At 51.6% G+C, this 25,081-nt stretch carries 19 protein-coding genes; 13 read left to right on the forward strand and 6 right to left on the reverse strand.

Annotated features, from left to right (window positions below; genetic code table 11):
- Positions 1–9 precede the first annotated feature (9 nt).
- On the forward strand, positions 10–213 hold the full coding sequence (locus AC5RDV_RS07835; RefSeq protein ID WP_428387568.1) for a helix-turn-helix domain-containing protein: 204 nt from the start codon (positions 10–12) through the stop codon (positions 211–213).
- A 181-nt stretch (positions 214–394) separates the two neighbouring features.
- Positions 395–2,434 (forward strand): methionine--tRNA ligase, encoded by a 2,040-nt coding sequence (gene metG / locus AC5RDV_RS07840; protein WP_008628271.1) that lies wholly within the window; start codon positions 395–397, stop codon positions 2,432–2,434.
- Between the two features lie 84 nt (positions 2,435–2,518).
- Here metG and AC5RDV_RS07845 read toward each other — a convergent pair whose 3' ends face one another.
- From AC5RDV_RS07845 to AC5RDV_RS07860, 4 genes are all read right to left on the reverse strand, one after another.
- Positions 2,519–3,847 carry an anti-sigma factor family protein gene (locus tag AC5RDV_RS07845; RefSeq protein ID WP_282746951.1) on the reverse strand — a complete coding sequence of 443 codons (1,329 nt, stop codon included), beginning with the start codon at positions 3,845–3,847 and terminating at the stop codon, positions 2,519–2,521.
- Between the two features lie 28 nt (positions 3,848–3,875).
- Positions 3,876–4,394 carry an RNA polymerase sigma factor gene (locus tag AC5RDV_RS07850; RefSeq protein ID WP_008628267.1) on the reverse strand — a complete coding sequence of 173 codons (519 nt, stop codon included), beginning with the start codon at positions 4,392–4,394 and terminating at the stop codon, positions 3,876–3,878.
- Between the two features lie 141 nt (positions 4,395–4,535).
- Positions 4,536–5,903 (reverse strand): Na+/H+ antiporter NhaA, encoded by a 1,368-nt coding sequence (nhaA, locus tag AC5RDV_RS07855; RefSeq protein ID WP_130893568.1) that lies wholly within the window; start codon positions 5,901–5,903, stop codon positions 4,536–4,538.
- A gap of 31 nt (positions 5,904–5,934) precedes the next feature.
- Positions 5,935–8,826, reverse strand: coding sequence for a hypothetical protein (locus AC5RDV_RS07860; RefSeq protein ID WP_282746952.1), 2,892 nt, complete (start codon positions 8,824–8,826; stop codon positions 5,935–5,937).
- A 169-nt stretch (positions 8,827–8,995) separates the two neighbouring features.
- Here AC5RDV_RS07860 and glmM point away from each other — a divergent pair, with 169 nt between their 5' ends.
- Both glmM and AC5RDV_RS07870 read left to right on the forward strand, forming a co-directional pair.
- Positions 8,996–10,381, forward strand: a complete 1,386-nt coding sequence (glmM, locus tag AC5RDV_RS07865) for a phosphoglucosamine mutase (RefSeq protein ID WP_282746953.1) — start codon at positions 8,996–8,998, stop codon at positions 10,379–10,381.
- Positions 10,382–10,411: 30 nt separating this feature from the next.
- A complete protein-coding gene (locus tag AC5RDV_RS07870) occupies positions 10,412–12,919 on the forward strand; it encodes a glycoside hydrolase family 2 TIM barrel-domain containing protein (protein WP_282746956.1) in 2,508 nt (835 codons plus the stop codon).
- 30 nt (positions 12,920–12,949) lie between these two features.
- On the opposite strand, the gene AC5RDV_RS07875 is transcribed toward AC5RDV_RS07870, so the two are convergent.
- Positions 12,950–14,035 carry a DUF6057 family protein gene (locus AC5RDV_RS07875; RefSeq protein WP_282746957.1) on the reverse strand — a complete coding sequence of 362 codons (1,086 nt, stop codon included), beginning with the start codon at positions 14,033–14,035 and terminating at the stop codon, positions 12,950–12,952.
- Positions 14,036–14,047: 12 nt separating this feature from the next.
- Positions 14,048–16,054 (reverse strand): DUF4954 family protein, encoded by a 2,007-nt coding sequence (locus AC5RDV_RS07880; RefSeq protein ID WP_282746959.1) that lies wholly within the window; start codon positions 16,052–16,054, stop codon positions 14,048–14,050.
- A 636-nt stretch (positions 16,055–16,690) separates the two neighbouring features.
- Between AC5RDV_RS07880 and AC5RDV_RS07885 the strand changes: the two genes are divergently transcribed.
- The 9 genes from AC5RDV_RS07885 to AC5RDV_RS07925 all read left to right on the forward strand — a co-directional run bounded on the left by AC5RDV_RS07885 (position 16,691) and on the right by AC5RDV_RS07925 (position 25,073).
- Positions 16,691–17,272: a hypothetical protein gene (locus AC5RDV_RS07885; protein ID WP_303176382.1), complete on the forward strand. Its 582-nt coding sequence runs from the start codon at positions 16,691–16,693 to the stop codon at positions 17,270–17,272.
- Positions 17,273–17,284: 12 nt separating this feature from the next.
- Positions 17,285–17,842 (forward strand): cob(I)yrinic acid a,c-diamide adenosyltransferase, encoded by a 558-nt coding sequence (locus AC5RDV_RS07890; protein ID WP_282746961.1) that lies wholly within the window; start codon positions 17,285–17,287, stop codon positions 17,840–17,842.
- Between the two features lie 69 nt (positions 17,843–17,911).
- On the forward strand, positions 17,912–18,133 hold the full coding sequence (locus AC5RDV_RS07895; RefSeq protein ID WP_008623219.1) for a DUF2795 domain-containing protein: 222 nt from the start codon (positions 17,912–17,914) through the stop codon (positions 18,131–18,133).
- A 164-nt stretch (positions 18,134–18,297) separates the two neighbouring features.
- Positions 18,298–19,248 carry a PorP/SprF family type IX secretion system membrane protein gene (locus AC5RDV_RS07900; protein WP_282746964.1) on the forward strand — a complete coding sequence of 317 codons (951 nt, stop codon included), beginning with the start codon at positions 18,298–18,300 and terminating at the stop codon, positions 19,246–19,248.
- A gap of 2 nt (positions 19,249–19,250) precedes the next feature.
- Positions 19,251–20,687 carry a T9SS ring complex lipoprotein PorK/GldK gene (porK, locus tag AC5RDV_RS07905; RefSeq protein ID WP_130893562.1) on the forward strand — a complete coding sequence of 479 codons (1,437 nt, stop codon included), beginning with the start codon at positions 19,251–19,253 and terminating at the stop codon, positions 20,685–20,687.
- Between the two features lie 21 nt (positions 20,688–20,708).
- Positions 20,709–21,644 carry a type IX secretion system motor protein PorL/GldL gene (gene porL, locus AC5RDV_RS07910; RefSeq protein WP_282746966.1) on the forward strand — a complete coding sequence of 312 codons (936 nt, stop codon included), beginning with the start codon at positions 20,709–20,711 and terminating at the stop codon, positions 21,642–21,644.
- Between the two features lie 26 nt (positions 21,645–21,670).
- On the forward strand, positions 21,671–23,233 hold the full coding sequence (gene porM / locus AC5RDV_RS07915; RefSeq protein ID WP_008628232.1) for a type IX secretion system motor protein PorM/GldM: 1,563 nt from the start codon (positions 21,671–21,673) through the stop codon (positions 23,231–23,233).
- Positions 23,234–23,276: 43 nt separating this feature from the next.
- Positions 23,277–24,344 carry a type IX secretion system ring subunit PorN/GldN gene (gene porN / locus AC5RDV_RS07920; RefSeq protein WP_443688312.1) on the forward strand — a complete coding sequence of 356 codons (1,068 nt, stop codon included), beginning with the start codon at positions 23,277–23,279 and terminating at the stop codon, positions 24,342–24,344.
- A gap of 90 nt (positions 24,345–24,434) precedes the next feature.
- Positions 24,435–25,073 (forward strand): porin family protein, encoded by a 639-nt coding sequence (locus tag AC5RDV_RS07925; RefSeq protein ID WP_282746968.1) that lies wholly within the window; start codon positions 24,435–24,437, stop codon positions 25,071–25,073.
- The last annotated feature ends 8 nt before the right edge of the window (positions 25,074–25,081 follow it).

Consider the following 25,081-nt stretch of genomic DNA (forward strand, 5'->3'; position numbering starts at 1 on the left):
AAACAGGTGATGGGCACGTCCCCCTGCCTTTATATACAGAACCGGCGTATCAAACGGGCGCAAACCTTGTTGCTGACCACCAATATGACGATAACACAAGTCGCGGAAAGGGTCGGCATTTACAGTCCGGCACAGTTTACCCGTCTGTTTGCCAAGATTGCGGGTTGCAAGCCGAAGGATTACCGGAACAAGTTGTTGGATTGTTGTTATTAAATGTCCGACATGTGGCACTTGTCGGGACGGTTTGACCTGAAAATAGGAATAATTCCGTAACTTTGTGCCATGAAAACCACGATTAAGCGAAAGCAGGGGGCAAGCTCGCTTGCTTCTGCCGAGCGTGAGTGGTTTATCTAATACCCGACAATGTAGGATATAATTGCTAAAAATATAGAAAATGGAAAAGAAATTCAAGAGAACAACCGTCACGTCGGCTTTGCCATACGCCAACGGTCCGGTGCATATCGGTCATTTGGCAGGGGTGTATGTCCCGGCGGACATTTACGTGCGTTACCTCCGTCTGAAGAAGGAGGACGTGCTTTTCATCGGCGGTTCTGACGAGCATGGCGTGCCCATCACCATCCGGGCCAAGAAGGAGGGCATCACGCCGCAGGACGTGGTAGACCGTTATCATAAAATCATCAAGGACTCCTTCGAGGAATTCGGCATTTCGTTCGATGTGTACGGGCGCACGACGTCCGAAGTGCATTGTGAGACGGCTTCGGAGTTTTTCCGTACCTTGTACGACAAGGGCGAGTTCGTGGAGAAAACTTCTATGCAGTATTACGATGAGGAGGCACATACTTTCCTGGCCGACCGTTACATCACGGGCGAATGCCCCCATTGCCATGCAGAAGGAGCATACGGCGACCAGTGCGAGAAGTGCGGCACGTCGCTGTCCCCCACCGACTTGATCAACCCCAAGAGTGCCATCAGCGGTTCGAAACCGGTGATGCGTGAGACGAAGCATTGGTATCTGCCGTTGGACAAGCACGAGGCATGGTTGCGCCAGTGGATTCTGGAAGACCACAAGGAGTGGCGTAACAACGTGTACGGGCAGTGCAAGAGTTGGCTCGACATGGGTTTGCAGCCCCGTGCCGTGAGCCGTGACTTGGACTGGGGCATCCCCGTGCCGGTGGAAGGTGCCGAGGGCAAGGTGCTTTATGTGTGGTTCGATGCGCCCATCGGCTATATCAGCAATACGAAGGAATTGCTGCCCGATTCGTGGGAGAAATGGTGGAAAGACCCTGAAACCCGTCTGGTGCACTTCATCGGGAAGGACAATATCGTGTTCCATTGCATCGTGTTCCCGGCCATGCTGAAGGCCGAGGGAAGCTATATCCTGCCGGACAACGTGCCGAGCAACGAGTTCCTGAACCTGGAAGGCGACAAGATTTCCACGTCACGGAATTGGGCGGTGTGGTTGCATGAGTACTTGCGCGATTTTCCGGGCAAGCAGGACGTATTGCGCTATGTGCTGACGGCCAATGCTCCGGAAACGAAAGACAACGATTTCACGTGGAAGGATTTTCAGGCCCGCAATAATAACGAATTGGTGGCAGTCTATGGTAATTTCGTGAACCGTGCCTTGCAGCTTACGCAGAAGTATTACGATGGTGTGGTGCCCGCCTGCGGCGAGTTGACGGAGTATGACCGCCAGACGTTGGATGAGTTCAAGGACGTGAAAGCGAAGGTGGAAGAATTGCTCGATGCGTTCAAGTTCCGCGACGCGCAGAAGGAAGCGATGAACTTGGCACGCATCGGTAACAAATATATCGCCGACAGCGAGCCTTGGAAGGTGGTGAAGACCGATCCGGAGCGGGTGAAGACCGTCATCTACATCTCTTTGCAGCTCACGGCCAATTTGGCCATTGCTTTTGAGCCGTTCCTGCCCTTTAGCAGCGAGAAGCTCCGCAAGATGTTGAACATGGAAAGCTTTGAGTGGAACCAGTTGGGGCGTACGGACCTCTTGCAGGCAGGCCACCGGTTGGCCAAGCCGGAACTGTTGTTCGAGAAAATAGAAGACGATGTAATCGAAGCACAAGTGCAGAAGCTGCTGGATACGAAAAAAGCCAATGAGGAAGCCAATTACAAGGCCAAGCCTGTCCGCGAGAATATCGCATTCGAGGATTTCCAGAAGTTGGATATCCGTGTGGGAACGGTATTGGAATGCACCAAAGTGCCCAAAGCGGACAAACTGTTGTGCTTCAAGATTGCCGACGGGTTGGAAAACCGCACAATCGTAAGCGGTATCTCCAAATTCTACAAGCCCGAGGAACTGGTGGGCAAGCAGGTTTGCTTCATTGCCAACCTTGCTCCCCGTAAACTGAAAGGCATCGAAAGCCAAGGCATGATACTTTCGGCACTGAATTATGACGAGTCGCTGAGTGTCATTACCGTAGACCGTGAGGTGAAGCCCGGTTCAGAGGTTTGTTGACAAGATGGCAGGGGCAATGGTATTTGTGTCCTGTATATGATAAAAGGAGAGGAACCGATAGGGTGTTCCTCTCCTTTTTGGGGTTTACAGTCCTCCGTCTACCATCCAGATTCCTTGCGGATTGTCGCGGCGCAAGGCTATGTGGCGGATTGCAGAACTGCCGTCGGGGTGGGTCAGCTTATAGAACACGATGACTCCGTTGTAGCCTTTCTTCTCTTTGGCTTCGCTGAAATCTGAAGCCTTGCAGCCTTTCAAGTCTTCGCTGAGTGTGGGAAGTGAGGCCGTGTAATAGTAAAGTGCTTCTCCTGCCATTTGGGGCTTTCCACAGGTGAGTGCTTTCAGGACTCTTTGTGCGGCTTCCGGGGCAGTCTCGTTCTTTAGCTTTTTCAGGCGTACCGGGGCTTGGATTTCCGGTGCGTGGGCCGGTAGCCAGGTCACTTGTGTCGTGTCGGGGCGTTGTATGAGTTGGGTCGGTGTGAGGTGAAGATTATAGTCAATGTGTTCACTTTTCAGCACAAGCGTCTTTTGTCCATTGCGTTCCCACCATATTTGTATGCTCTTCAGCATCTTGTCTTCTTTTGAGAACACGTTCTCGGTGGTACACCGGTAGCTTGTTTCTTCCCCTTCCATCAAAGTCGCTATGTCGGAACCGTATATCTGGGTATGGGTAACTATGGTGATGGTGGAGTCTGTTTCGGTCGTTTCCATCCGGGCACCTTTGTCATCCAGTAATGCCCTTTTTTGTCGCTCTAACAGAGTTTCGGGGTGGAGCAGTGTGGCGAATCCTTCGGCAAAGTTGGCATCGGGTGTGCCGTATACCCCTGAACCGTTCGTGTCCCACATGTACTGATTCTCGCCGTCCGACATGATGGTGCGTCCGCCTTCTTTTTCAATCCTCCAGAATGTCTTGGCTTCTTGCCGCATGGATTTGATACTGATATGCGTGAATCCGGATTCCGGATTGATGTAGGCGAAGTTCTCTTTCGGAGTGGTACGGGCGTAGATAGACATGGAGAAGCTTTCCGCGTCTCGTGATTTTTGGATGGATTGCTCGAAAACCAAAGGGATGGCAGTGACGGCCTCCGCTTGTGTGGAGAACAGGTTGCTTAGCCCTGTGCCCACACCGGCTAAGAATATGGCTATGGCGGCCGCTACCTGCAGGATTCTGCGTATCAGTTTTTGTTGGGGGGCACCTTGTGGTTGTGAGGGCTGTAACGTGATAACCGGTTTTTGTTTTCCAAACTCCGGTGAATGCTTGGGCGTAAGTAAGTCTACCGTTTGCATGAAGTCTTCGTAATAAGCACGGCACGAAGCGCATTCCTTCATGTGTTGTCTACAAGCTTCTGCAATGGCCGGATCGGTTTGTTTGTCACATAAGTCGGCCATATATTTCTTAAAATCTTCGCATTTCATGATGTTTTGTTTTTTGGGTTTTTCTACTTTAGGATTTGATTCCTTTTCTGATTTTTTCTATTCCGTACTGGAATCTGGATTTGGCGGTTGTGACCGGTATGTCCAGGATGGCGGCAATGTCCGAGAAACTGTTATTGCCGTGGATACGGAGCCGGATGACTTCGGCTTGTTCCTCCGGGATTCCTGCTAGCAGGGTCGAGATAAGTTGGAACTCTTGTTCGAAGTTTTCGGCTTTTTCTTCACTGACGTGTGTGGCTTGCTCTATCGGCACGAATTGCCGTGTTTGCCGTCGGCGCAACCGGTCGGTGCAGAAATTGGAAAGGCTTCGATAGAGGTAACTGCGCAAGTTTGCCAGGGGATGACCACCTGCATCTTGTTTTTTAGTATGCAGTTGCAGGAAAATGTCTTGTACGGCATCTTCGGCATCGTCTGCGTTTCCTAACCGGTAACAGGCGTATCTCAGCAAATGAGGTCTTTCGCTCTCCATCAATGCGGCTATCTCCCGATGCGGTTTCTTTTCCGGATGGTTGTTTAGGGTTTGTTTCATATTTCATTCATGTTTTTTAGACTGCAATCTGTAATAATGACGCAATAGGGAGATAAAAGACGTAAAAACTGCCTTCTTTTTTAGATATTACCTAATAAAAAAGAAAAAGGCAGTTTTTACACGGAAAAATAGGTCTGCTGTTTAAGGCAGGTTCTTTTTGTCCTCTTCGAGGTCTTGTCGGGGAAGATTGGCTGCCAACAGCAGCCAACCCGCAACACCGGCTACGATGGAGCCGCAAAGAATGCCCAGTTTCGCATCATTGAGGAGTGTACTGCCTTCCATACCTATATTATAGTAGGAAAGGTCGGCAATGAACATGGAGACGGTGAACCCGATGCCCGTCAACATGCAGACGCTGAAAAAGTTTTTCCAGTTGCAGCCCTGGGGTAATTGGACGAATCCCAACTTGACTGCCAGCCAAGAGAACGAGAATACGCCTACGAATTTCCCGATGGCCAATCCTAAAAAGACTGCCAGACCTACTCCGTTGAGCAGGCTGTCCATGCTGATGCCTTCTAAGTTCACTCCTGCATTGGCGAAGGCGAAGACCGGAATTACGAAATAATTGATGGGGTTCTGCAAAGCGTCTTCCAAATCCTGTAAAGGGCTAATCGTACGGTCCGAGGCGTGTTCTATATTTTTAAGCAATATGATTTGTTCGTTGGACAGGATAGTAGTCCCCTTATGATTGGTGGTTGCCTGGTCTATGGGGAAACGGTTGATTTTGTTGCGCAGGTGTTTGACAAAGTGAAGGGCAGAAACTCCGGGGCGTGCCGGGACGAAGAAGGCCACGATTACTCCGGCTATGGTGGCATGGATACCGGAATTCAGTAGGGAGTACCAAACGAATGTCCCGATGACGATGTAGAACATTTTGGACATGACATGACGATGGTTGCCGAAGGCCAAAATCACAAGCAGGAGAGCGGCGTAGGCCAAGTATTGGAAATGCAATTCGGTAGAATAAAAAATGGCAATGACCAAAATGCCGCCCAAGTCATCGGCTACGGCCAAGGTGGCCAGAAATATCTTCAGGCCGATGGGAACCCGTTTGCCGAACATGGAGAGTACCCCCAATGAGAACGCAATGTCAGTAGCCATAGGAATTGCGCTACCCCGTAGCATAAGCGGGTCGTCGGGGCAGGTGAGGACGAAAATCAACACGGGAATAGCCATTCCGCCGCAGGCTCCGATGATGGGGAGCAGGGCTTTCTTCATCGTGGAAAGTTCGCCTACGAGAATTTCCCGTTTGATTTCCAGTCCCACGGAAAAGAAGAACAGTGCCATTAAGAAATCGTTGATGAATTCCAACAAGGTGAGGCATTCCTTCCCGTGGCTGAACAGGTTGAAGTTTCCGATGGAGAAACTGACTGGTTTGTCCCACAAGGCACGGTAGGCATCTCCCCAACCGGAATTGGCCACGACCAGGGCCAAAATTGTAACGATAATCAGAATCAGGCTGGAGTTCACGTATTTCCTGAACATGCTAAGAAAAGTATAATTCCTCATGGCTTTTAGGGATTGGGGGTAGGTGTTGGTTTTAATTTTTGCTATTCCATACGATGGGCGTTCCCGTAGTCGTAATACCCTCGGCTTGGATGCTGAGTACCGTAGGTTTGCTGTTGTTATACAAATTGACGGTAGCCTTTCCTTCCGAGTCGAATTTCACATTGGGCATCCAGTACAAGGTACGGCGATAGTCTTTTGTGTCCGGCAAGGGCTTTTGGCTGTAATCGGGGCTATAGAAGTCTTCGCATACGGCATATCCGTCCAACACATAACGTCGGTCACGGTATGTGGGTTGGTAGCCGTCGTTGGGGAATAGGCGGTAGTCGATGATGACATCCGGTTGGTTGTCCCCTTGGTATTTCGGACTGCCTTGTTCGCGGGGGGCATAATCAGTGTAAATATAAAGCTTGTCTAAGTTCCGGAGGTGCCTGTAAGCCTCCATTTTACCTTCTCCGGCCGTGATGACAGGAGGAATCTCAATCTGCGTGCCGTTGAGCATGCGCTGTGGGGCAACGTTCTTGCGGGTATGCTTCAGGTTTATCGGTTTGCCGTCGTACCGGACTTGCAGGAAATAGTCCCTGTCCATGCCCATGTCACCGATATAGGTCAGGGCGACTTGCTGCGGGAAGGTGACCCAGTTGTGTGTGCCGGTGCTCATGCCATAGTCTGCCGTGAGGTTGAACGCGTCGTAAGCGTCTACTACCAAGGCCGGCTTGCTAAGGTCGAGCTTGCGCAACCCGCCCCGTTTGGTTCGTACCGTTATCGTGGCAAGTTGGCGGTCTGTGAAAGATGTTTGTCCACCTTGGCTGTCGAACCGTTCGTCTGCGTCATAGCGCGGTGCGTCGTGGTAATAGCTGTACGGTTTCGGGAATAAGGGATTGAATCGGTTCAACTTGACAAAATAATCCGGGTAGGCCTCCTCGTTGGTGAAGTCCTTCTTCCTTTTTTCCTTGATGTAGTCTTCTCCTTTGTCTTTGTCCGCAGCCGGGAGGAACAGGATGTATTTGTCGTATAATAACGGAGTCTTCATGTAAAACATTCCATTCTCCGTTGTTTGCATCAGGTCCATGGTCTGGTTGCCTTGGATGAATGTGGGCCATACGTTGACTTCTTCTTTCAGGTTGCTCATGATGGAACCTGTGGTGAACGGGTCACGTTGGTTGTCCTGAAACATTTGGGTCATAGGATTGTGGTTCGAGGTGTTGCCGGATTCAAGTCCTTTGTTTTCTTGGTTCTGGTTGTCGGCGGCTTCCATGATGTCTTCTATTGTGCCGTCCCGTTCCACGGAGGTGTCAGGGGCGCGCATGGTTCCGGTTTCGGGCAACCAGTTTTCTTCTTTGACATACGTCCCGTAGGCCAATCGGAAATCTTCTATCCGGTTCACACAACCGGAAATGGTTTGGAGCTGTTCCGGCATGTGTTGAAGAGCCATAGGTTCGATACCTGACATGGTTTTCCATGAATAACGTCGCCATCCCTGTACCATCATGAGGAGGTCGAGTGCCTGACGTCGGATACTGTCGTCCGCTTCGAAATAGTAACCCGGGTTCTCGACGAAACCTTTCAATTCGCTTCCCAACAGCATTTCCGTAAGGATGTTGCCGTTGTCGTATGTCAGTTCGTCCGTGGCGTGATCGCGTATTGCCAACGACACATTGGGCGTGCCGGTGGTAGGATTCGTCAGTTGGAGTTGCAGGGAGATGGGCTCGAAAGGTTCGTATTGTGCTTTTACTCCGTCGACGGTTAATTGCGGTGTGTCATATTCGTGGTGGTTAACGAATATCAGGCGGTCGGCGTACACACGTCCTTTCCCGTCGAACAGCGTAAACTGGTTTACTCCCGTAGGGAGTTGGTCGGACGGAATTTCGACGGTAGCTTTTCCGCTGTCGTCAAGCTTGATGTCATAATAGGCTTTCGATACACCGTTGTGCATGATTTGAAGGCCCATGGCCGGTTTCGGGTTCTGGAGGCCGGAGGATTGGATGGAGGCGCTGACGACCTCCCCCTTTTGTACGACAGCCATGGCGCAGCCCTCCTTGGCCGGTTCGGGCAATGCATACATGTAATCATATCCTTCGTATCGGAATACGGCTTTATATTTCTCTCCGGCCGGTATGTCCGGTAAAGTGAATATGCCGCGTCCCCGGTTCATGCTTTTGGCTCGGGCGATTTCCTTCCCGTTCTTATCCTGTACGGATAGCTCGATGTCGATATGTTTTCCTTCTTCCGTGTTGGCTTCGAACGCTACTCTTCCGGTAGTGCCTTCCACGATGTCTCCTCCTTCGGGATAGAAGCGGAGGTCGAGTTTCGGTTTACCTTTTTCGGATTTGAAATATCTTCGCATCGGTCTGAGCGTCATGTCCTTGGTGTAATCTCCGGGAGTTTTTGGATGGTCGAACACCGGGAATACGCGCGAATAAATCTTATCATAGTCCCGGAAAAAATCCTTGGCCATTGATTTAAAGTAGAACATCAGTTCCGTCCACTTGGAATGTGGGTGTTCATATTGCCCGAAGTTCAGCATCCAACGGGTATATGCCCTTAATTCATAATATCCGGCATATAGGGAGTCGGTGAGCGTGAAAGCCCCGTGCCCCGTTCCGTCCGGCATTTCCACCTGTTGCCGTTCTACCAAGTAACCGTCGGGAGTGAGCAGTTCTACATATAATATCTTACTGAGGTCGGTCAAAGTCTGCCGGTCTGAGCGCGTGACGTATGCTTTGTACCATATCGTGTCGCCTACGAAATAGCAGGTGTTGTCGATGTGGAGAAAGACTTTTTCTTGAGGGACGGCCGTCCCGAATTTTTCTACCTTCTGGCTTAAGACCTCCGGTGTGGCGGAGGTTCGCGGAGTATTTCCCCCTTGTCCCCATGCGAAGAGAGAAGAGCAAAATGCGATACCGAGTGCAATATTACGTCTCATGATATTTCGTTTAGGTTTGCTAAGTACAAAGATAATAATTAAAATCTCCCATCAATAAGTTTTTACCAAGAAATTCTGAGGTGATATCCACCGTTTATTGTTTTTATATCTATCTTTGCCCCAACTAAGATTATTATGAAACTCGATTATACACATAAAGACTCTTATTATGACACTTATTAAATCTATTTCAGGCATACGCGGAACTATCGGCGGCTGCGTAGGCGACACGCTGAATCCGTTGGACATTGTGAAATATACATCTGCATACGCCGCGTTGATTCGCCGGACGGCTACGGTGAAGGGCAATACAATCGTAGTAGGACGGGATGCACGCATTTCCGGCGAGATGGTCAAGAATGTGGTGTGCGGCACACTGATGGGCATGGGGTTCGATGTGGTCAATATCGGACTGGCTTCCACGCCGACCACCGAACTGGCCGTAACGATGGAAGGGGCCTGCGGCGGCATCATCATTACGGCTTCGCATAACCCCCGGATGTGGAACGCCTTGAAACTCCTTAATGAGAAAGGCGAGTTCCTGAACAAAGAAGAGGGGAACGAAGTGTTGCGGTTGGCAGAGGAAGAAGCGTTTGAATATGCAGACGTGGATCATCTGGGGCACTATCGGGAAGACCATACGTATGACCAAAAGCACATCGATTGGGTCAAGAACCTGAGATTAGTGGACGTGGAGGCGATTTGCAAGGCACATTTTCGCGTGGCCATAGACACAGTCAATTCGGTGGGTGGCATCATCCTGCCTCGGTTGTTGGAACAATTGGGAGTGGAGCAGGTCACAGGGCTGTTTACGGAACCGACGGGAGATTTCGGCCATAACCCCGAACCTTTGGAAAAGAACTTGGGCGACATCAAGGCTTTGATGCAAAAAGGCGGTCACGATTTGGCATTCGTGGTAGACCCGGACGTAGACCGTCTAGCCATGTTCTGCGAGGACGGGACGATGTACGGCGAGGAATACACCTTGGTGACAGTGGCAGACTATATTCTGCAGCACACGCCGGGAAACACGGTGTCTAATTTGAGTTCCACCCGTGCCTTGCGCGATGTGACCCGTATGTACGGAGGGGAATACAGCGCGGCTGCGGTTGGCGAGGTGAACGTGGTGGCCAAGATGAAAGAGACCCGTGCCGTGATCGGCGGGGAAGGCAACGGCGGGGTGATTTATCCGGAGGCGCATTACGGGCGCGACGCATTGGTCGGCATCGCCCTCGTGTTGACCTATCTGGCCCGGACGGGAAAGAAAATGTCCGAACTGCGTGCCACCTATCCGTCATACTTCATGGCCAAGAACCGTATCGACCTGACGCCGGAGACGGATGTGGATGCCATTCTGGAGAAAGTAAAAGACATGTATAAGGACGAGGAGGTGAACGACATTGACGGAGTGAAGATTGATTTCCCCGACAAATGGGTGCATTTGCGTAAAAGCAACACAGAGCCGATTATCCGTGTGTATTCCGAGGCAGCCACGCAGGCTGAGGCGGAGGAAATCGGGCGGAAAGTCATGGACGTGGTGCATTCGCTGGTTTGACGGACCTGTTCATCATTAACCTGAGGATATATGAAAAAACTGTTATTGTATGTGTGGGGCTTGCTCTTCTGTCTGGGGGGGCGGGCCGGTGGAGAACGGGAAACGGTGCTGTTGCGGGACGGATGGCGGTTCATCCGTGCGGACAATGAGTCGTTCGGCGGAGTGCAGGTAGACGACGGAAAGTGGAAACGCGTGTCCGTGCCCCACGATTGGGCGATAAGCGGGCCGTTCGATGCGAATAACGACCGCCAGTTCATGGCCATCGAGCAGGACGGACAGAAAGAGGCGCAAAACCAGTCCGGACGTACGGGAGGACTGCCTTTCGTCGGCGTAGGTTGGTACAGGCTGTATTTCGATGTACCCGGTTTTGGGACAGACAAACGCGTGGTGCTGATGTTCGACGGGGCGATGAGCCACGCGCAAGTCTATGTCAACGGAAAGAAGGTGGGGAATTGGCCGTATGGCTATAATTCCTTTTATTTCGACGTGACGGATGCCGTGAATGCAAAAGACAATGTGTTGGCGGTGCGCTTGGAGAATGAACCCGAAAGCTCTCGCTGGTATCCGGGAGCCGGGTTGTACCGGAACGTGCATCTGGTCGTGTCGGGTAAAGTCGGGGTACGTACATGGGGCACGACTGTCACTACGCCGGCAGTGCGTGAGGATTTTGCGAAAGTGAAGGTGCGTACGGAACTGGAATATCCCGACGGCACGGACTGCAAGGACATCCGCCTGAAAACCGTCCTGCGTGCTCCCGGAGGACAAAAAGTGGCGGAGCGCGAAACCGCTTTGTCGAGGTATGACGAAGGGGTGCTCGAACAGGATTTTGTGGTGGACCGTCCCCTGTTATGGGATTGCGGACATCCGAACCTCTACCGGGCAGACACGGAAGTGTATTATCAGGGACGTTTGAGCGACACTCACCAAACCACGTTCGGCATCCGTACGATTGAAGTCGTCCCCGAAAAAGGCTTCCTGTTGAACGGGAAAAGGTTGGTTTTCCATGGCACGTGCAATCATCACGATTTGGGGCCGTTGGGTACGGCGGTGAATATGCAGGCCATCCGTTACCGGCTGAAGATGCTGAAGGACATGGGCAGCAATGCTTACCGCACGTCGCACAACATGCCGTCACCGGAACTGGTACAAGCCTGCAACGAGATGGGGATGCTGTTGATGGTGGAGACTTTCGATGAGTGGAAAGCCAAGAAAATGGCTAACGGTTATAACAAGTACTATGACGAGTGGGTGGAACGCGACTTGGTGAACGTGGTGCGTCATTACCGCAACGACCCGTCGGTCGTGATGTGGTGCATCGGCAACGAAGTGCCCGACCAAGGTTCGGCGCAGGGAGCGAAGTTGTGCCGGATGATGCAGGACATCGTGCACCGCGAAGATCCCACGCGGCCCTGCACGCAAGGCATGGACCGTGTGGATGCCGCCATCAAGAGCCACGTGGCGGCCATCATGGACATCCCGGGCTTCAATTACCGTTCCAACCTTTACCAAAAAGCTTATAAGGCATTGCCGCAACAAGTGGTGTTGGGGTCGGAAACGGCTTCTACGGTAAGCTCACGAGGCGTGTATAAGTTCCCTGTGGAACGCAAGGCCGGGGCGAAATACGACGACCACCAGTCTTCTTCTTACGATGTGGAACACTGTGGTTGGAGCGACCTGCCGGAAGATAATTTCATCCTGTCCGAGGATTTGCCTTATGATATGGGCGAGTTCGTGTGGACGGGCTTCGACTACTTGGGCGAACCGACGCCGTATTATGACGATTGGCCCAGCCACTCTTCGCTGTTCGGCATCATCGACTTGGCTTACCTGCCCAAGGATCGTTATTACCTTTACCGCAGCGTATGGAACAAGGCGGTAGAAACCTTGCACATCCTTCCGCACTGGACTTGGCCTGGGCGTGAAGGCGAGGTGACCCCGGTATTCGTGTACACCAATTACCCCACGGTGGAGCTTTTCATCAATGGCAAGAGCCAAGGGAAACGTACGAAAGCCCCCACCGTCAAGCTCGACGAGACGGAAAACGATGAGGCCCGCCGCGCTTTGGCCCGCCAGAAACGTTACCGGCTGATGTGGATGGACACGCGTTACGAGCCGGGCGAGGTGAAGGCTGTGGCCTACGACGAAAACGGACGGAAGTGTGCGGAGCAGATCGTCCGCACGGCAGGTAAGCCTTACCGCATCGTATTGAAGGCCGATAAGGACACGTTGGACGCGGATTTGCGGGATGAGGACTTGGCTTTTGTCACGGTCAGCGTGGTGGACCGCGAGGGCAACCTCTGTCCCGACGCACAGCATACGGTGAAGTTTTCTGTCAGTGGGGCGGGGTATTACAAGGCCGGAGCCAACGGCAATCCCGTGTGTCTTGAACCGTTCGGCCGGCCGCAAATGCCGGTGTTCAACGGACAGATGACCGCCATCGTGGCGGAAAAGGGACAAGCCGGAACTATCCGCCTGAAAGCGGAAGCCAAAGGACTGAAGTCCGCCGAACTGGTCTTGGCTGTCAAGCGGACGGAATAAGCCCGGAGGGGAGGAGGGAATCCCTTTTTCCTATTCCTGCGCCTCCGGGGTGTAGGTCTCGATGAAATCCTTCTCGAAAGGAAGCGTACGGAGCACGTTCAGGTGAGAACGTGCTTCTTCTTTTTTATGCAAGGCCAGACAAATCCGGATCATCTGTTTGAGCAGGAGTGGAGACGGGCCTTCGGTCTTCAAGTCCGCCTTGCCCAGTTCGTAAGCGATGGGGTATTGTTCCGAAGCGATGCAGTAATCCATCAAAAAATAATTCCGGACGTTTTCGAGGTTACCGTCACGGTTATGCAGGTAAATGGGGCGGCTTGTCGGCGGTAACATGTCTATGGGCACTTTGGGCACATCGTTTTTGTCTTCCATCCGCGAAATGGCGTAGTAAGCCGCCACCGTGCTGTAGGTAAGCTCGGAGCGGGACGCAGTGGTTTGCATGCCCTTCCAGTCCTGCCGTTCCAGTTCGCGCTGCATCCTGGCTGTAGGGCGTACGTAGGGGCGATACCATTCGTTCATACCCACGGCTCCGGCTCCCAAAATGAGGATGAATCCCATGGCTTTCCATTCGTCGAGCGGACGGTTGTAAGCCGGTGGGGTGAACAACCCCGAGAGTTTTTTCCGGCTGAACGAACGTACGAAAACGGCTTGGCAAGCCAGAATGAGGAGGATGCAGAAGGGAATGCCGAGCAGTTTACCTGTTTCCGCCTGATAGTAAATGTCGAAACCGTGGTAGACGACCACATAAATAAAAACGAATGCCGGGATGTATTTCAGGTATCCGAACCGGCCGCGCAACCTGAAGACATAGCCGAACAGCCAAGAGATGAGGGTAAGCATGCCCGACAGGAGGGCGCCGCCCCAAAAGGGCGAGTGGAAAGCTTGGAGCAAGGCGCGCCCGATGATCCACAATGAACCGTAAGGCTTCTCCCATACAGGCCGCAGAGCCTCTAAATCGGTGGTAAAGAAACTGTGCTGTTGGGCGATATAAAGCACATCGTCGTAATAAATGCCGAAAAACGCCCAAAAGGCGAAAAAGAATGCTTTCAGGGAGTCCGGCCATTCCGTCATTACACGGGAGGTGCGGTTTTCCGGTGAATTTTTTTGTTGGTTGTTCATGGGGGGATGGGGTTAAAGGGTTAATTTATGCAGCCAGTATCCGGCCTTGTTTTGGATTTCCGTTTGTTGTTTCTCCAACTCTTGGATGATACCGCATTGTTGTACGGAGCCCCGGACGGCCACCGCGTCGTCCACGGCGGTTTCCTCGTCGCTGTCGATACCGAAACCGGCAAGAGAACCCGTCGAGATGTCCTTCGTGGCATCGGCTATGATTTGCCGGTTGAGTGCCGTGGCGGCGGTTTCCCATTTCCGGATGACGGGCAGGCAGAGCGACGGGATGAAGTCCTTGCCGTAGGCATCGGGGTATATCTCGTGCAATAGGTTCCACGTCCAAGCCCAGGCGAAATCGTCATATCGGTCGTGGATAAGCCGGAACCGTTCCCCCAATTTTTCTATGCGGTCGAGTTGTCCGGTGGTGATGGTTCTTATTATGTCATTGATTTCGCTTATGGGTGCCAACATGCCGCCGATGTCTCCCCAACGGTCGCTGCATGCTGCACGGGGGCGCAGGAGTTCGCATAGCCCGTCCGAAGGCATGCCCTCATGCGTCTCTAATTGCCGGATCAGTTGTTCGCCCAAGTAACGGTCTAAGGCTAGCCTGTACCATTCTATGCCTTGCTTCACTGATTTCTCTTTGAGCCGCAAGCCGTTCCATGTGATTTCCTTTGCATCTTCCCCGAAACGTCCGGTCAGTCCTTCTAAGGTGTGTATGGCCTGCCATACCCGTTCCATCGTATAAGGGGAAAAGGCGTCGAAGGAGACCGTGTCGGTTTGGGGCACACGTGGGGAACGCCTGTCGCGTGCAGGCCATTTCCCGATGTCGCGCAGCGTGCCCACCCCGCGCAGGGTGATGCCGGGGAGTACGTAATAAGCGTTCCCTTGTTCCACGAGGTAGGAGAAGGGCCATTCGTGACTGTCCGTCCCGGGGGGGCAATGCCCCATGACCAACGAAAATGCTCCGATATGTGCAGGCCACGAGATGTGGCATCCCGAAACCGTCTTGCAGCCTCGTTCCAAAACGCCGTGGTGGCGGGGGCCAAGTTTATAGGCGTGGTTGCTTTGGTTGGTGCCTGAACCTGCATTCATGAACGAGAACATGCCGCCTATCAACAGCGTGGACTTGTGATGTGTCACCGTATAGGGGCCAGCCAGTATGGCGCATGACTCGCCGTGCTCGGCTTGGCTGTTGCAAGCGAAGTAGGAGTCTGTGGCAGAGAAGCCGTGCCCGATGGCGGAGGCTTGTCCCACGTAGCAACGGCTGAGCATCGCGCCATCAGTGACGTGGCAACCGTTTTGCAGGATGAAATCGCGGGCGATGACCAAATCGCCTACAAAGGTAGGGGCGTCCGGATGGCTGCATACCGTGCCGTTTTCCAACCGGACGGCACCTTCCAGACAGCTGCAAGGCCCGATTTTCACGTTGCGGATCAGTCCGCAGCGGAGTATCCGTGTGCTTTCGCCTATCTTGCCACGGTTGCCGGTTTGCCGTGCGGCGTAGTCCGAAACCAACCGGCGGAGGTTTTGCGTCAACAAGGCATCGTGGCGGTACATGGCCTGCATGTACGCTTCCTGTGCCGACAGGCGGTCGTGGATGAGGATGTCCCGTCCTCCGCTTTCGCTCAAGACATGGAGTTCCGTACCGTTGCCGAAAGAGGACGGGCCGGTCATGGCAATGGTGTCCGTATGGAGGACGATGCACTCCGGGGCGATGTCGTAATGGGCGATATACCCGTGGACGTGGGCTATCAGGCAGTCGTCGCCCACGGTGGTACAGTGCAGCGTGGCATGGCGGATACCCGTATGGAGCGTGATTCCGCCCGGCAGCGTGACGGTCTTTTGGAAATTCCCGATACGGTTGGAGCCGGAAAAATGCACGTACGCCAGATGGTGGAGGTCGATATTCGGATGGACTTCAATGAGTTGCCAGTCCTCGGCCGTGCAGCCTTGCTGTTCCAATTGTCGGATTTCGGCGGGAAGCAGTCGCCGGTATGCTGTGTCGGTATGCGTCTGTAGTTCCATGTCTTTTTCTATGTTGGTTTATTCGAGTTCCTGTTTGGAGGTATAAAGAAACGTTTTTTTTTTGAAAGTCAGTGAGGTTTGCCTTATTTTTTTGCAAGTTTCTCTGGATGGGGATGGCCACGGACTTTATGCTATGGGTGGGCGTGCCAGGCTTTGGAAACAAGGCTTTGTCAAATGAAATCCGACTTCAAAGAGTGTGCGGATTTACCTTGCGGAGAATGTTTTTTCGTTCTGCGCCAAATGAAAAATCATTCTCAGGAGAATGAAAAATCGTTTGGCGCAGATTTTTTTGCCGTTCTATGTGGATTTCTATTTTGTTGTGAGTGAGGTGGTTGCGCAATATAGAGAGACGGTGGAGATACGGGGCTTCGGTGTCTTGGTTTTTCAATGCCTCACCGTAGGGCATAAAAAAAGGGTCAGCGCTCTGACCCAACCTTTGTTAACCTTAAATCTAATACTATGAAAAACACGATGCAAAGGTAGGGAGTTTTGGCTTTCCGGCAAAATATCCGGCTTTTAATATCGAAAAAATGGCTTTTTCTTGATTTATATCAATACGGAGTGCTTTTTTGTGCTAACTTTGTCGGGCAAGAACAAATATATGGTACAAGAATGCTTTGTAGACAATGGATTTGGTTGAAAAGGTTCAGGCATCGTCGCGGATACGGGGTGCACTCTCCCTTTGCGTTCGACTTCCTGACGTATGTGGTGTATGAGCGTGGGGAATATTACGCCTATCGGGAGCTGAAGAAACGCTATCCCGTGTTTTGCCTCTTTGGGGGCTTTCACCGGTTGAAATGCCGCAAGTTCCTTTTTCGCCTGTCCAACTATGTGCATCCGTCGTTAATCCGGATATACGGGCATTTGGAAGAGGCGGAAACGGCTTACTTGGCAGAGGGATGCCGTTCGGCTGCGGTATGCCGGGATGCGTTTTGGAAAGTGAGGGTGCAGGAGAACGGAGGTTTCGTGCGGCAGAAGGAACTGATGGTCGTGGGTAGGGGGATTGCTCCCCGGCATTGGACGGCTGTGGTTTCGCGTCCGTTGACAAGGTGTTCGGTGTGCCTCCTTTTCGGCATACGGGCATCAAAAGCGGCTTTGCGGGCGTGGAACGATGTGAAACGTTTGCCGGAAATCGTAGTGACTTTCGATCTTTACGACTATGGTCTTGTGTTTTATGACCGTTCCAAGCAACGGCAAGATTATATCGTGAATTTTTAAATATACGGAAGAATGAAGAAAAGTAAAGTATATACCCGTACGGGCGACGGGGGAATGACCAGCTTGAGCGGGGGCGTGCGGGTGCCGAAGACGGATGTCCGCGTGGAAGCGTACGGGACTGTGGACGAGTTGAATGCCCACATCGGTGAGTTGATTACTTATTTGGAAGGTGAGGAAGACCGCAAGTTCCTGACAGGTATCCAATGTGACTTGTTCACGATAGGGGCCTATCTGGCTACGGAGCCCTCACGTGCGGAAAAGTTTGGCCGGGAGGTGGTAACGGGAGAAGACGTGGCGCGCCTGGAGCAAGCCATAGATGAGGCGGAAGACGGACTTCCCGGTTGGCGTGGTTTCGTGCTTCCCGGTGGATCCAGGGGGACGGCCGTATGCCATGTTTGCCGCACCGTGTGCCGCAGGGCGGAACGGCGTATTTTGGAACTGTCCGGAAGTGCGCCGGTGATGCCGGAGGTTTGTGCGTATGTTAACCGCTTGTCCGATTATTTGTTTGTGTTGTCCCGTAAAATGCTATTTATAGAGGGGAAAGATGAAATTGTGTGGAAGAAACGTTGATGGTATCGAAAATATTATTATTTTTGCGCACAAAATAGAAAAACGAAGTTGTTATAAATATTAAGGACTATGTATTGGACACTGGAATTGGCTTCAAAGTTAGAAGATGCGCCATGGCCTGCCACCAAGGATGAACTGATTGATTATGCGATGCGTTCTGGCGCCCCGTTGGAAGTGATCGAGAACCTGCAAGAGATAGAGGATGAAGGCGAAATATATGAGACGATAGAAGATGTGTGGCCTGATTATCCTACGAAAGAGGATTTTCTTTTCAACGAGGACGAGTATTGATGTGCGTCGGTAGGGGAAAGACGGAAAGGCCTGAAGTGATTACTGGAGCGGGTGTACGTGTGCATCCGCTCCATTGTTTTACTTGAAACCGCGATTTTCGTGCGATGTCGGACAATAAAAAGAAAAAGATTCTGTTTCCTTAAAGTATAACAGTTGTAGAAACGGTGAAGGCAAAGGGAAAACTGATAGGGCTTATTTTGGTATTGAGCTTGTTGCCCCAGTGGGCCACGGCTCAGTACGACCCGTCTTTTGTCAACTATTGGGCCATGGCACCTTTTTATAATCCCGCAGCGACGGGCCAGGCTCCCGTGCTGAACTTCCAAGGGGCGTACAGCATGCAGATGGCCGGCTTTGAAAACGCCCCTGCCGTAATGTATGCCTATGTGGATTTGCCGTTGTTCTTCATCAGCGCGAAGCACGGTGCCGGAGTGGGGTTCACCAACGACCAGATAGGCCTGTTCAAACACCAGAAGTTTTTTCTGCAATATGCTTACCACCAACCTTTATGGGGAGGCCGGCTGAGTGGAGGTATCCATTTGTCCATGCTCAGTGAGACGTTCGATGGGGGAGGGTTGGATTTGGGAGAGTCCGGAGACCCCGCTTTTCCTACAGCTGAGGCCAACGGGGCCGGTTTCGATATGAATTTCGGCATCCAGTATGCCCGTAAGTCATGGTACGCCGGTTTTGCCATGATGCATTGTACTTCGCCGACCATCACCTTGGGAGAGGAAAAAGTGAACGAATTTAAGGTCTCTCCTTCTTATTATTTGACGGGCGGGTACAATATACGGCTTAAAAGTCCGTTATATACCATACATACGACCGCCATGCTGCGTTCCGATGCCGTAGGTTTCCGTGCGGACATGACGGGGCGCATCGCTTATCATGGCAGCAAGCATGAGTTGTACGGCGGAGTGTCGTATAGCCCGACGAATTCGGTCAGTTTTCTCTTCGGCGGGGACTTCCACGGCATCAATCTCGGTTATGCGTACGAAATGTACACGGCCGGTATCGGGGCATTGAATGGTAGTCATGAAATCATCATCGGCTATAAGACGGAGTTGAATCTGTTTAAGAAAGGAAAGAATAAACATAAAAGCGTAAGAATATTATAATAATGAATATGAAGTGTTGTGGGTTGATATGGGGAATGATGGCAGGTCTGGCGTTCAGTTCTTGTCTGGGACCCCGTTCGGCGTCCACCGCTACGGGTGGAGAAGTGACCGGTGTCGGGGGAACGGCCTACAGTGAACCGACTCCTTACGGGATGGTTTTCGTGAAGAAAGGTTCATTGAAAATCGGTACGGAAGAAACCGATTCGTTGTGGGGGATGACCATTCCTACCCGGGAAATCTCGGTCGACGGCTTCTGGATGGATGCCAATGAAGTGTCGAATGCCAAATACCGCCAGTTCGTTTTTTGGGTGCGCGACTCTATTATCCGTGAACGTCTGGCCGACCCCGCATACGCAGGTGACGAAACTTACAAGATAGAAGAGGATAAATACGGGAATCCCGTTACGCCTTATTTAAATTGGAAGAAACCGATACCCTGGAAAAAGCCCAATGAAGATGAGTTGCGGGCTATTGAAAGCGTGTACGTGACAAATCCGGTCACGGGGGAGCGGATGTTGGATGCACGTCAGATGAATTACCGTTATGAAGTGTTCGACTATACTGCTGCTGCTTTGCGCAAGCACCGCCTGAATCCGGAGGAACGCAACCTGAATACCGATCATGCAGTGGATGCGGACGAAGTGGTCATGATATCCAAAGACACGGCTTACATCGACGACGAAGGGCGCATCGTGCGTGAAACCGTTACCCGTCCGCTTTCGGGGTTACATGATTTCCTGAATACTTATATCGTGAACATTTATCCGGATACGACGTGTTGGGTGAACGACTTTTCCAATGCGGAAAACGAACGTTACATGTTGCAGTACTTCTCCAACCCGGCTTATAATGATTATCCCGTGGTGGGAGTGACTTGGGAACAGGCCAATGCCTTCTGCGATTGGCGTACGGAGTTTCTGAAACGCGGTTTGGGGGCGGCAGCCCGTCAGATACAGCCTTACCGTTTGCCGACAGAGGTGGAATGGGAATTTGCCGCACGCGGTCCCGAAGGTGCTTTGTTCCCGTGGGAGACGAAAGGGGTGAAAAGCGAGAAAGATTGTTATTTTGCCAACTTCAAGCCCGACCGTGGGGATTATACGGATGACGGGAGCTTGATAACGTCTAAAGGTGGTTCTTATTCGGCCAATTCCAACGGTTTGTTCGACATGGCGGGAAACGTGGCGGAATGGACGAGTACGGTGTATACCGAATCGGGCGTGGACGGCATGAGCGACATGAACCCCGAGCTGAAATACAATGCCGCGAAAGAAGATCCTTATCGCCTGAAGAAGAAGTCGGTGAGGGGTGGTTCTTGGAAAGATCCGGAATCCATGATACGTTCCGTATGGCGTTCATATGAATATCAAAACCAACCTCGTTCGTACATCGGTTTCCGTTGTGTACGTTCCGTGTCGGGGACAACTAATAAACGTAAATAGAAAGATTAAAGAGGTAAAAATATGGCTAAGAATAGAAAAAACATAATAATCCGTATTCAGGATTGGATTGAGTCGGTACCTGGACAGACATTCCTGAATTATGCGTACAGTTGGGGAGCAGCCGTGGTTATTCTTGGAGCTTTGTTCAAACTGACTCATATCCCCGGGGCTAATGCGATGTTGTTCATCGGTATGGGTACGGAGGTTTTGGTGTTTTTCATCTCCGGTTTCGACCGTCCGGCAGAACTGAAGCGCGATGAAGACCGGATGAGTCTGGCTTCGGATGAAGAGGATTGGGATGAAGAGGCTGTTGGCGGAAAGGAAGCCGGGAACCTTCCTGAGGCTGCGCAAGGTGGAGTGGCCCAACCGGTTGTGTCCGGTGGAGGGGTATCCCAACCCATAGTTGTGGGAGGGCCGGTCGTAGTCGGAGGAAATGGAGGCACTCCTCTTTCCGGAGCAACGGCTGCTGTAAATCCGGAAGTTTCTGGCGCAGCAGGCGGCGGAACACAAGGCATGCAGGACAGCGTGGGGCAACAGGCATTGGATATAAAGGCTTTGGCCGATATGGTGAATGCTTCCAATGCAGAACTTTTTGCCAAAGTGCTTGAAGATGCCCGTAACGTTTCTACTCCCGAAATGAAGGAGGCGGCTGAAAACTATGTGGAAGAGCTGAAGACGTTGACCGAAACCTTGGCGCGCGTGTCCGAACAGGCTGAACACATGACGCGTGATGCCAAGGAGATGGATAATCTGAATCGTACGCTGACGGGTATCAACACGATATACGAGATGCAGTTGAAGAGTATCAGCACGCAGGTGGGCACGATAGACCAAATCAACGAACAGACCCGCAAGATGGCGCGTCAGATAGAAGAATTGAACGGTATTTACAACCGTATGATTCAGGCCTTGACGGTGAACATGAAACATACGCCGGGCGGTTCGATAACAGAATAAACGGATTAATCAGAAAGGAATACGAAATGGCATCCCAGCAAAATAGAATGTCTCCGCGCCAGAAGATGATCAACCTCATGTATGTGGTGTTGATGGCCATGTTGGCCCTGAATGTGTCTTCCGATGTGTTGAACGGTTTTTCATTGGTGGAAGACAGCCTTCTGCGGACTACGGCGAATGCTTCTGCGTCCAACGAAGCTCTTTATAGGGATTTGCAGGGACAGATGGAGGCCAATCCGGCCAAAGTGAAGGAATGGTTCGACAAGGCACAATATGTGAAGAAAATCTCAGACTCCTTATATAATTATGCGGAAGTCCTGAAAGTCAGTATCGTGAAACAGGCTGACGGGGCAGACGGTGACGTGAAAAACGTGCAGAACAAGGAGGACCTGGAGGCGGCTTCCCATGTGATGTTGGCACCGCGCAGAGGAGAAGGACAGAGGTTGTTCGCGGCCATCAACAATTTCCGTGAAAGCATCGTCGGCATGTTGACAGACGAGGCACAAAAGAAAATCATTGCGGACAACCTGAGTACGGAAGTGCCGGACAAGGCCGGTACTTTGGGGAAGAATTGGCAAGAGTATATGTTTGAGAATACGCCGGTGGCTGCGGCAGTCACTTTGCTCTCCAAATTGCAAAGTGATGTGCGGTATGCCGAAGGAGAGGTGCTTCATGCCTTGGTGGCCAATATAGACATGAAAGACTTGCGTGTGAACGAGTTGAATGCGTTTGTGATACCGGCTTCGCGTACGGTGGTACAAGGTGGAAAGTTCAGTGCCCAGATCATCATGGCAGCTGTGGATACGACCCAACGTCCGACGGTATATGTCGGCGGACGGCAAATCACTTCGCCGGGCGGACTGTATGAGACGGTTTGCAGCAGTACGGGCGATTATACGCTGAAAGGTTATATTGAGATGATGGACGGACGTGGCCAGATGGTGCGCAGGGACTTCTCTCAGCCTTACACCGTGGTGGCTCCTTCGGCTACGGTGTCGGCAGACTTGATGAATGTGTTGTATGCCGGATATGAGAACCCCATGAGCGTGTCTATTCCCGGGGTTCCGGCCAATAAGGTGGTGGCTTCCATGAGCGGAGGAGTGTTGCAGCCCACAGGGGCGGGCAAATATATGGCCCGACCGGCAGAAGTAGGCAAGGATGCCGTGATTACGGTCAATGCCAATATGGAGGGACGCATGCAGAAGATGGGACAGTTTGCCTTTCGTGTGCGTAAGTTGCCCGACCCGTCGGCTTATATAGAGTATGCGGCGGAAGGCGGAAATAACCGTTTCCGTGGCGGGCGCTTGTCCAAACAAGTGTTGATGGGGACGAAAGGCATCGGCGCAGCTATTGATGACGGGCTTTTGAATATTGAATTCCGGGTGCAAGGGTTCGAGACGGTGTTTTTCGACAATATGGGCAATGCCGTACCGGCGGTGTCGAACAGTGCGTCTTTCACCGAGCAACAACGTACGATGTTCCGTTCGTTGGGACGTGGGAAACGGTTTTATATTTCCCGTATAAGAGCCGTAGGACCCGACGGGGCTGAGCGGACGCTCGATGGCTCTATGGAAGTGATTGTCAACTAATGAATGGATGGAAATGAAGACTATGAGTAAAAATAAGATAAGGATGAAACGTCTGTTTTTTGTTTTGTTAGGAGTTGCCCTGTACATGCAGGCGGAGGCGCAGCCGGCTCGCCGCAGGGTGAAACCCAATGATGCAGACAAGGCCGAGAAGACCGTGGACCGTGCCAGTTTACAGTTCCCCGTGGCGGTGGAAGTGCCTGAGGATGTGGTGTGGCGTCGCGATGTGTATCGTCAGTTGGATCTGACGTTGGACAAGAATGCCCCTCTATATTATCCGGTGGAGCCTTCTGCAGGCCATATAAACTTGTTTACGTATCTGTTCGACTTGTTGCTGACGGGAAAGATTACGGCATACCAATATAAACTGGACGGCAACGAGTCTTTTACTTCGCGTGATAAGGTGGACGTGAAAGAATTGTTGGAACGTTATCATATATATTACGAGGAGCAGAACGGGCGGCCTCGTGTGAATGCCAGCGATATTCCCTCGGCTGAAGTTTCCCGTTATTATATAAAGGAGAGTTCTTATTTCGACCAAAGGACTTCGACATTCCGTACGAAAGTCACGGCTTTGTGCCCGGTGCTCATGCGGGGAGATGATTTTGGCGGAGAGGCTACCCCATATCCTTTGTTCTGGCTCAAATATGATGATATCAGTACGTATTTGGCCCGTCACGCGATGATGGCAAGCAATTACAACAACGTGACGAACATGACGGCGGCAGATTATTTCTCCATGAACCTGTATGACGGAAAGATTTATAAGACAAACAATATGCAAGGGAAGGTGTTGGCTAACTATTGTAAGACGGATAGTGCCATGGCTAACGAACAGAAGCGGATAGAGAAACAACTTTCCGATTTTGAAAAACATGTTTGGGGGCATGACGACTCGGTGGCTGTGGATACGACGGCGGCCAAGGAGGCTGTGGAAACGAAAAAGGGGAAAGCTTCCCGGGCTACGCGTAACTCGCGTCGTGCTTCATCGTCTTCGGATGAACCGAAAAAAGCGAAAGCCGAAAAGACTAAGGTTTCCAAGACGCGTAGGGGCAGTTCCGGTAACTCCGGTTCTTCAACTCCAAGGGTGACTGTACGCAGGCAACGCAGATAATAAAAAAGAGATATATTTCCGGAAAAAGTTGATAGTACGGCAAACAGTTGCTATCTTTGTTTTCCGATAAGAAATAAAAAGCAAACTTCTATGAAGAAATTAAGTGCAGTATTGATGTGCATGGTGGCGTTATTATGGGCGGCACCTGCCAATGCGCAGTTCAAGTGGGGACTTGAAGGCGGTGTGAACTTGAGTAAGGCAAGTATAAAGGGGGATGGCGGTTTGTTTGATGCCTCCAACCGTACGGGATGGTTTGTCGGACCGAAGGTGCAGATGACCATGCCAGTTATTGGATTGGGGATAGACGCTTCCCTTCTCTACTCCCAGAAGTACATGAAGATGGACTTCTCGGGTGAAGTAGACGGGGAGAATGTCAACGGGAGTACGCCTAACAAATCCATGCCTTACGTGGAGATTCCCATTAATTTGAGGTATAATTTTGGTTTTAGCAGCCTGGTCGGCGTTTATTTGGCTACAGGTCCGCAATACAACTGGTATCTGGGGAGTCGTAATTTAAAGTATGCTGGTGAAAGTATAGGAAGTTTGGAACGCTCTACATTCAGTTGGAATGTGGGAGCCGGTGTGACGTTGCTTAGCCATTTGCAAGTAGGTGTGACTTACAATATCGCCATGGGTGAGACCGGAAAATTAGGCGGTGTGGGCGATGTCATAGAAGAGTTTGACGTAAAGAACAACACATGGCAAGTTCGTTTGGCTTACTTGTTTTAATGTAGTCC

It is taken from the genome of Paraprevotella sp., from assembly GCF_986071375.1.

Coding starts and splice junctions, on each gene's coding strand:
- AC5RDV_RS07880 (WP_282746959.1), bottom strand. CDS start 16,054: ATGGAACTACAGACGCATACCGACACAGCATACCGGCGACTGCTTCCC.
- AC5RDV_RS07925 (WP_282746968.1), top strand. CDS start 24,435: ATGAAGAAATTAAGTGCAGTATTGATGTGCATGGTGGCGTTATTATGG.
- glmM (WP_282746953.1), top strand. CDS start 8,996: ATGACACTTATTAAATCTATTTCAGGCATACGCGGAACTATCGGCGGC.
- porL (WP_282746966.1), top strand. CDS start 20,709: ATGGCTAAGAATAGAAAAAACATAATAATCCGTATTCAGGATTGGATT.
- porK (WP_130893562.1), top strand. CDS start 19,251: ATGAATATGAAGTGTTGTGGGTTGATATGGGGAATGATGGCAGGTCTG.
- AC5RDV_RS07895 (WP_008623219.1), top strand. CDS start 17,912: ATGTATTGGACACTGGAATTGGCTTCAAAGTTAGAAGATGCGCCATGG.
- AC5RDV_RS07835 (WP_428387568.1), top strand. CDS start 10: ATGGGCACGTCCCCCTGCCTTTATATACAGAACCGGCGTATCAAACGG.
- porN (WP_443688312.1), top strand. CDS start 23,277: ATGAAACGTCTGTTTTTTGTTTTGTTAGGAGTTGCCCTGTACATGCAG.
- metG (WP_008628271.1), top strand. CDS start 395: ATGGAAAAGAAATTCAAGAGAACAACCGTCACGTCGGCTTTGCCATAC.
- nhaA (WP_130893568.1), bottom strand. CDS start 5,903: ATGAGGAATTATACTTTTCTTAGCATGTTCAGGAAATACGTGAACTCC.
- AC5RDV_RS07845 (WP_282746951.1), bottom strand. CDS start 3,847: ATGAAATGCGAAGATTTTAAGAAATATATGGCCGACTTATGTGACAAA.
- AC5RDV_RS07890 (WP_282746961.1), top strand. CDS start 17,285: ATGAAGAAAAGTAAAGTATATACCCGTACGGGCGACGGGGGAATGACC.
- AC5RDV_RS07860 (WP_282746952.1), bottom strand. CDS start 8,826: ATGAGACGTAATATTGCACTCGGTATCGCATTTTGCTCTTCTCTCTTC.
- porM (WP_008628232.1), top strand. CDS start 21,671: ATGGCATCCCAGCAAAATAGAATGTCTCCGCGCCAGAAGATGATCAAC.
- AC5RDV_RS07875 (WP_282746957.1), bottom strand. CDS start 14,035: ATGAACAACCAACAAAAAAATTCACCGGAAAACCGCACCTCCCGTGTA.
- AC5RDV_RS07850 (WP_008628267.1), bottom strand. CDS start 4,394: ATGAAACAAACCCTAAACAACCATCCGGAAAAGAAACCGCATCGGGAG.
- AC5RDV_RS07870 (WP_282746956.1), top strand. CDS start 10,412: ATGAAAAAACTGTTATTGTATGTGTGGGGCTTGCTCTTCTGTCTGGGG.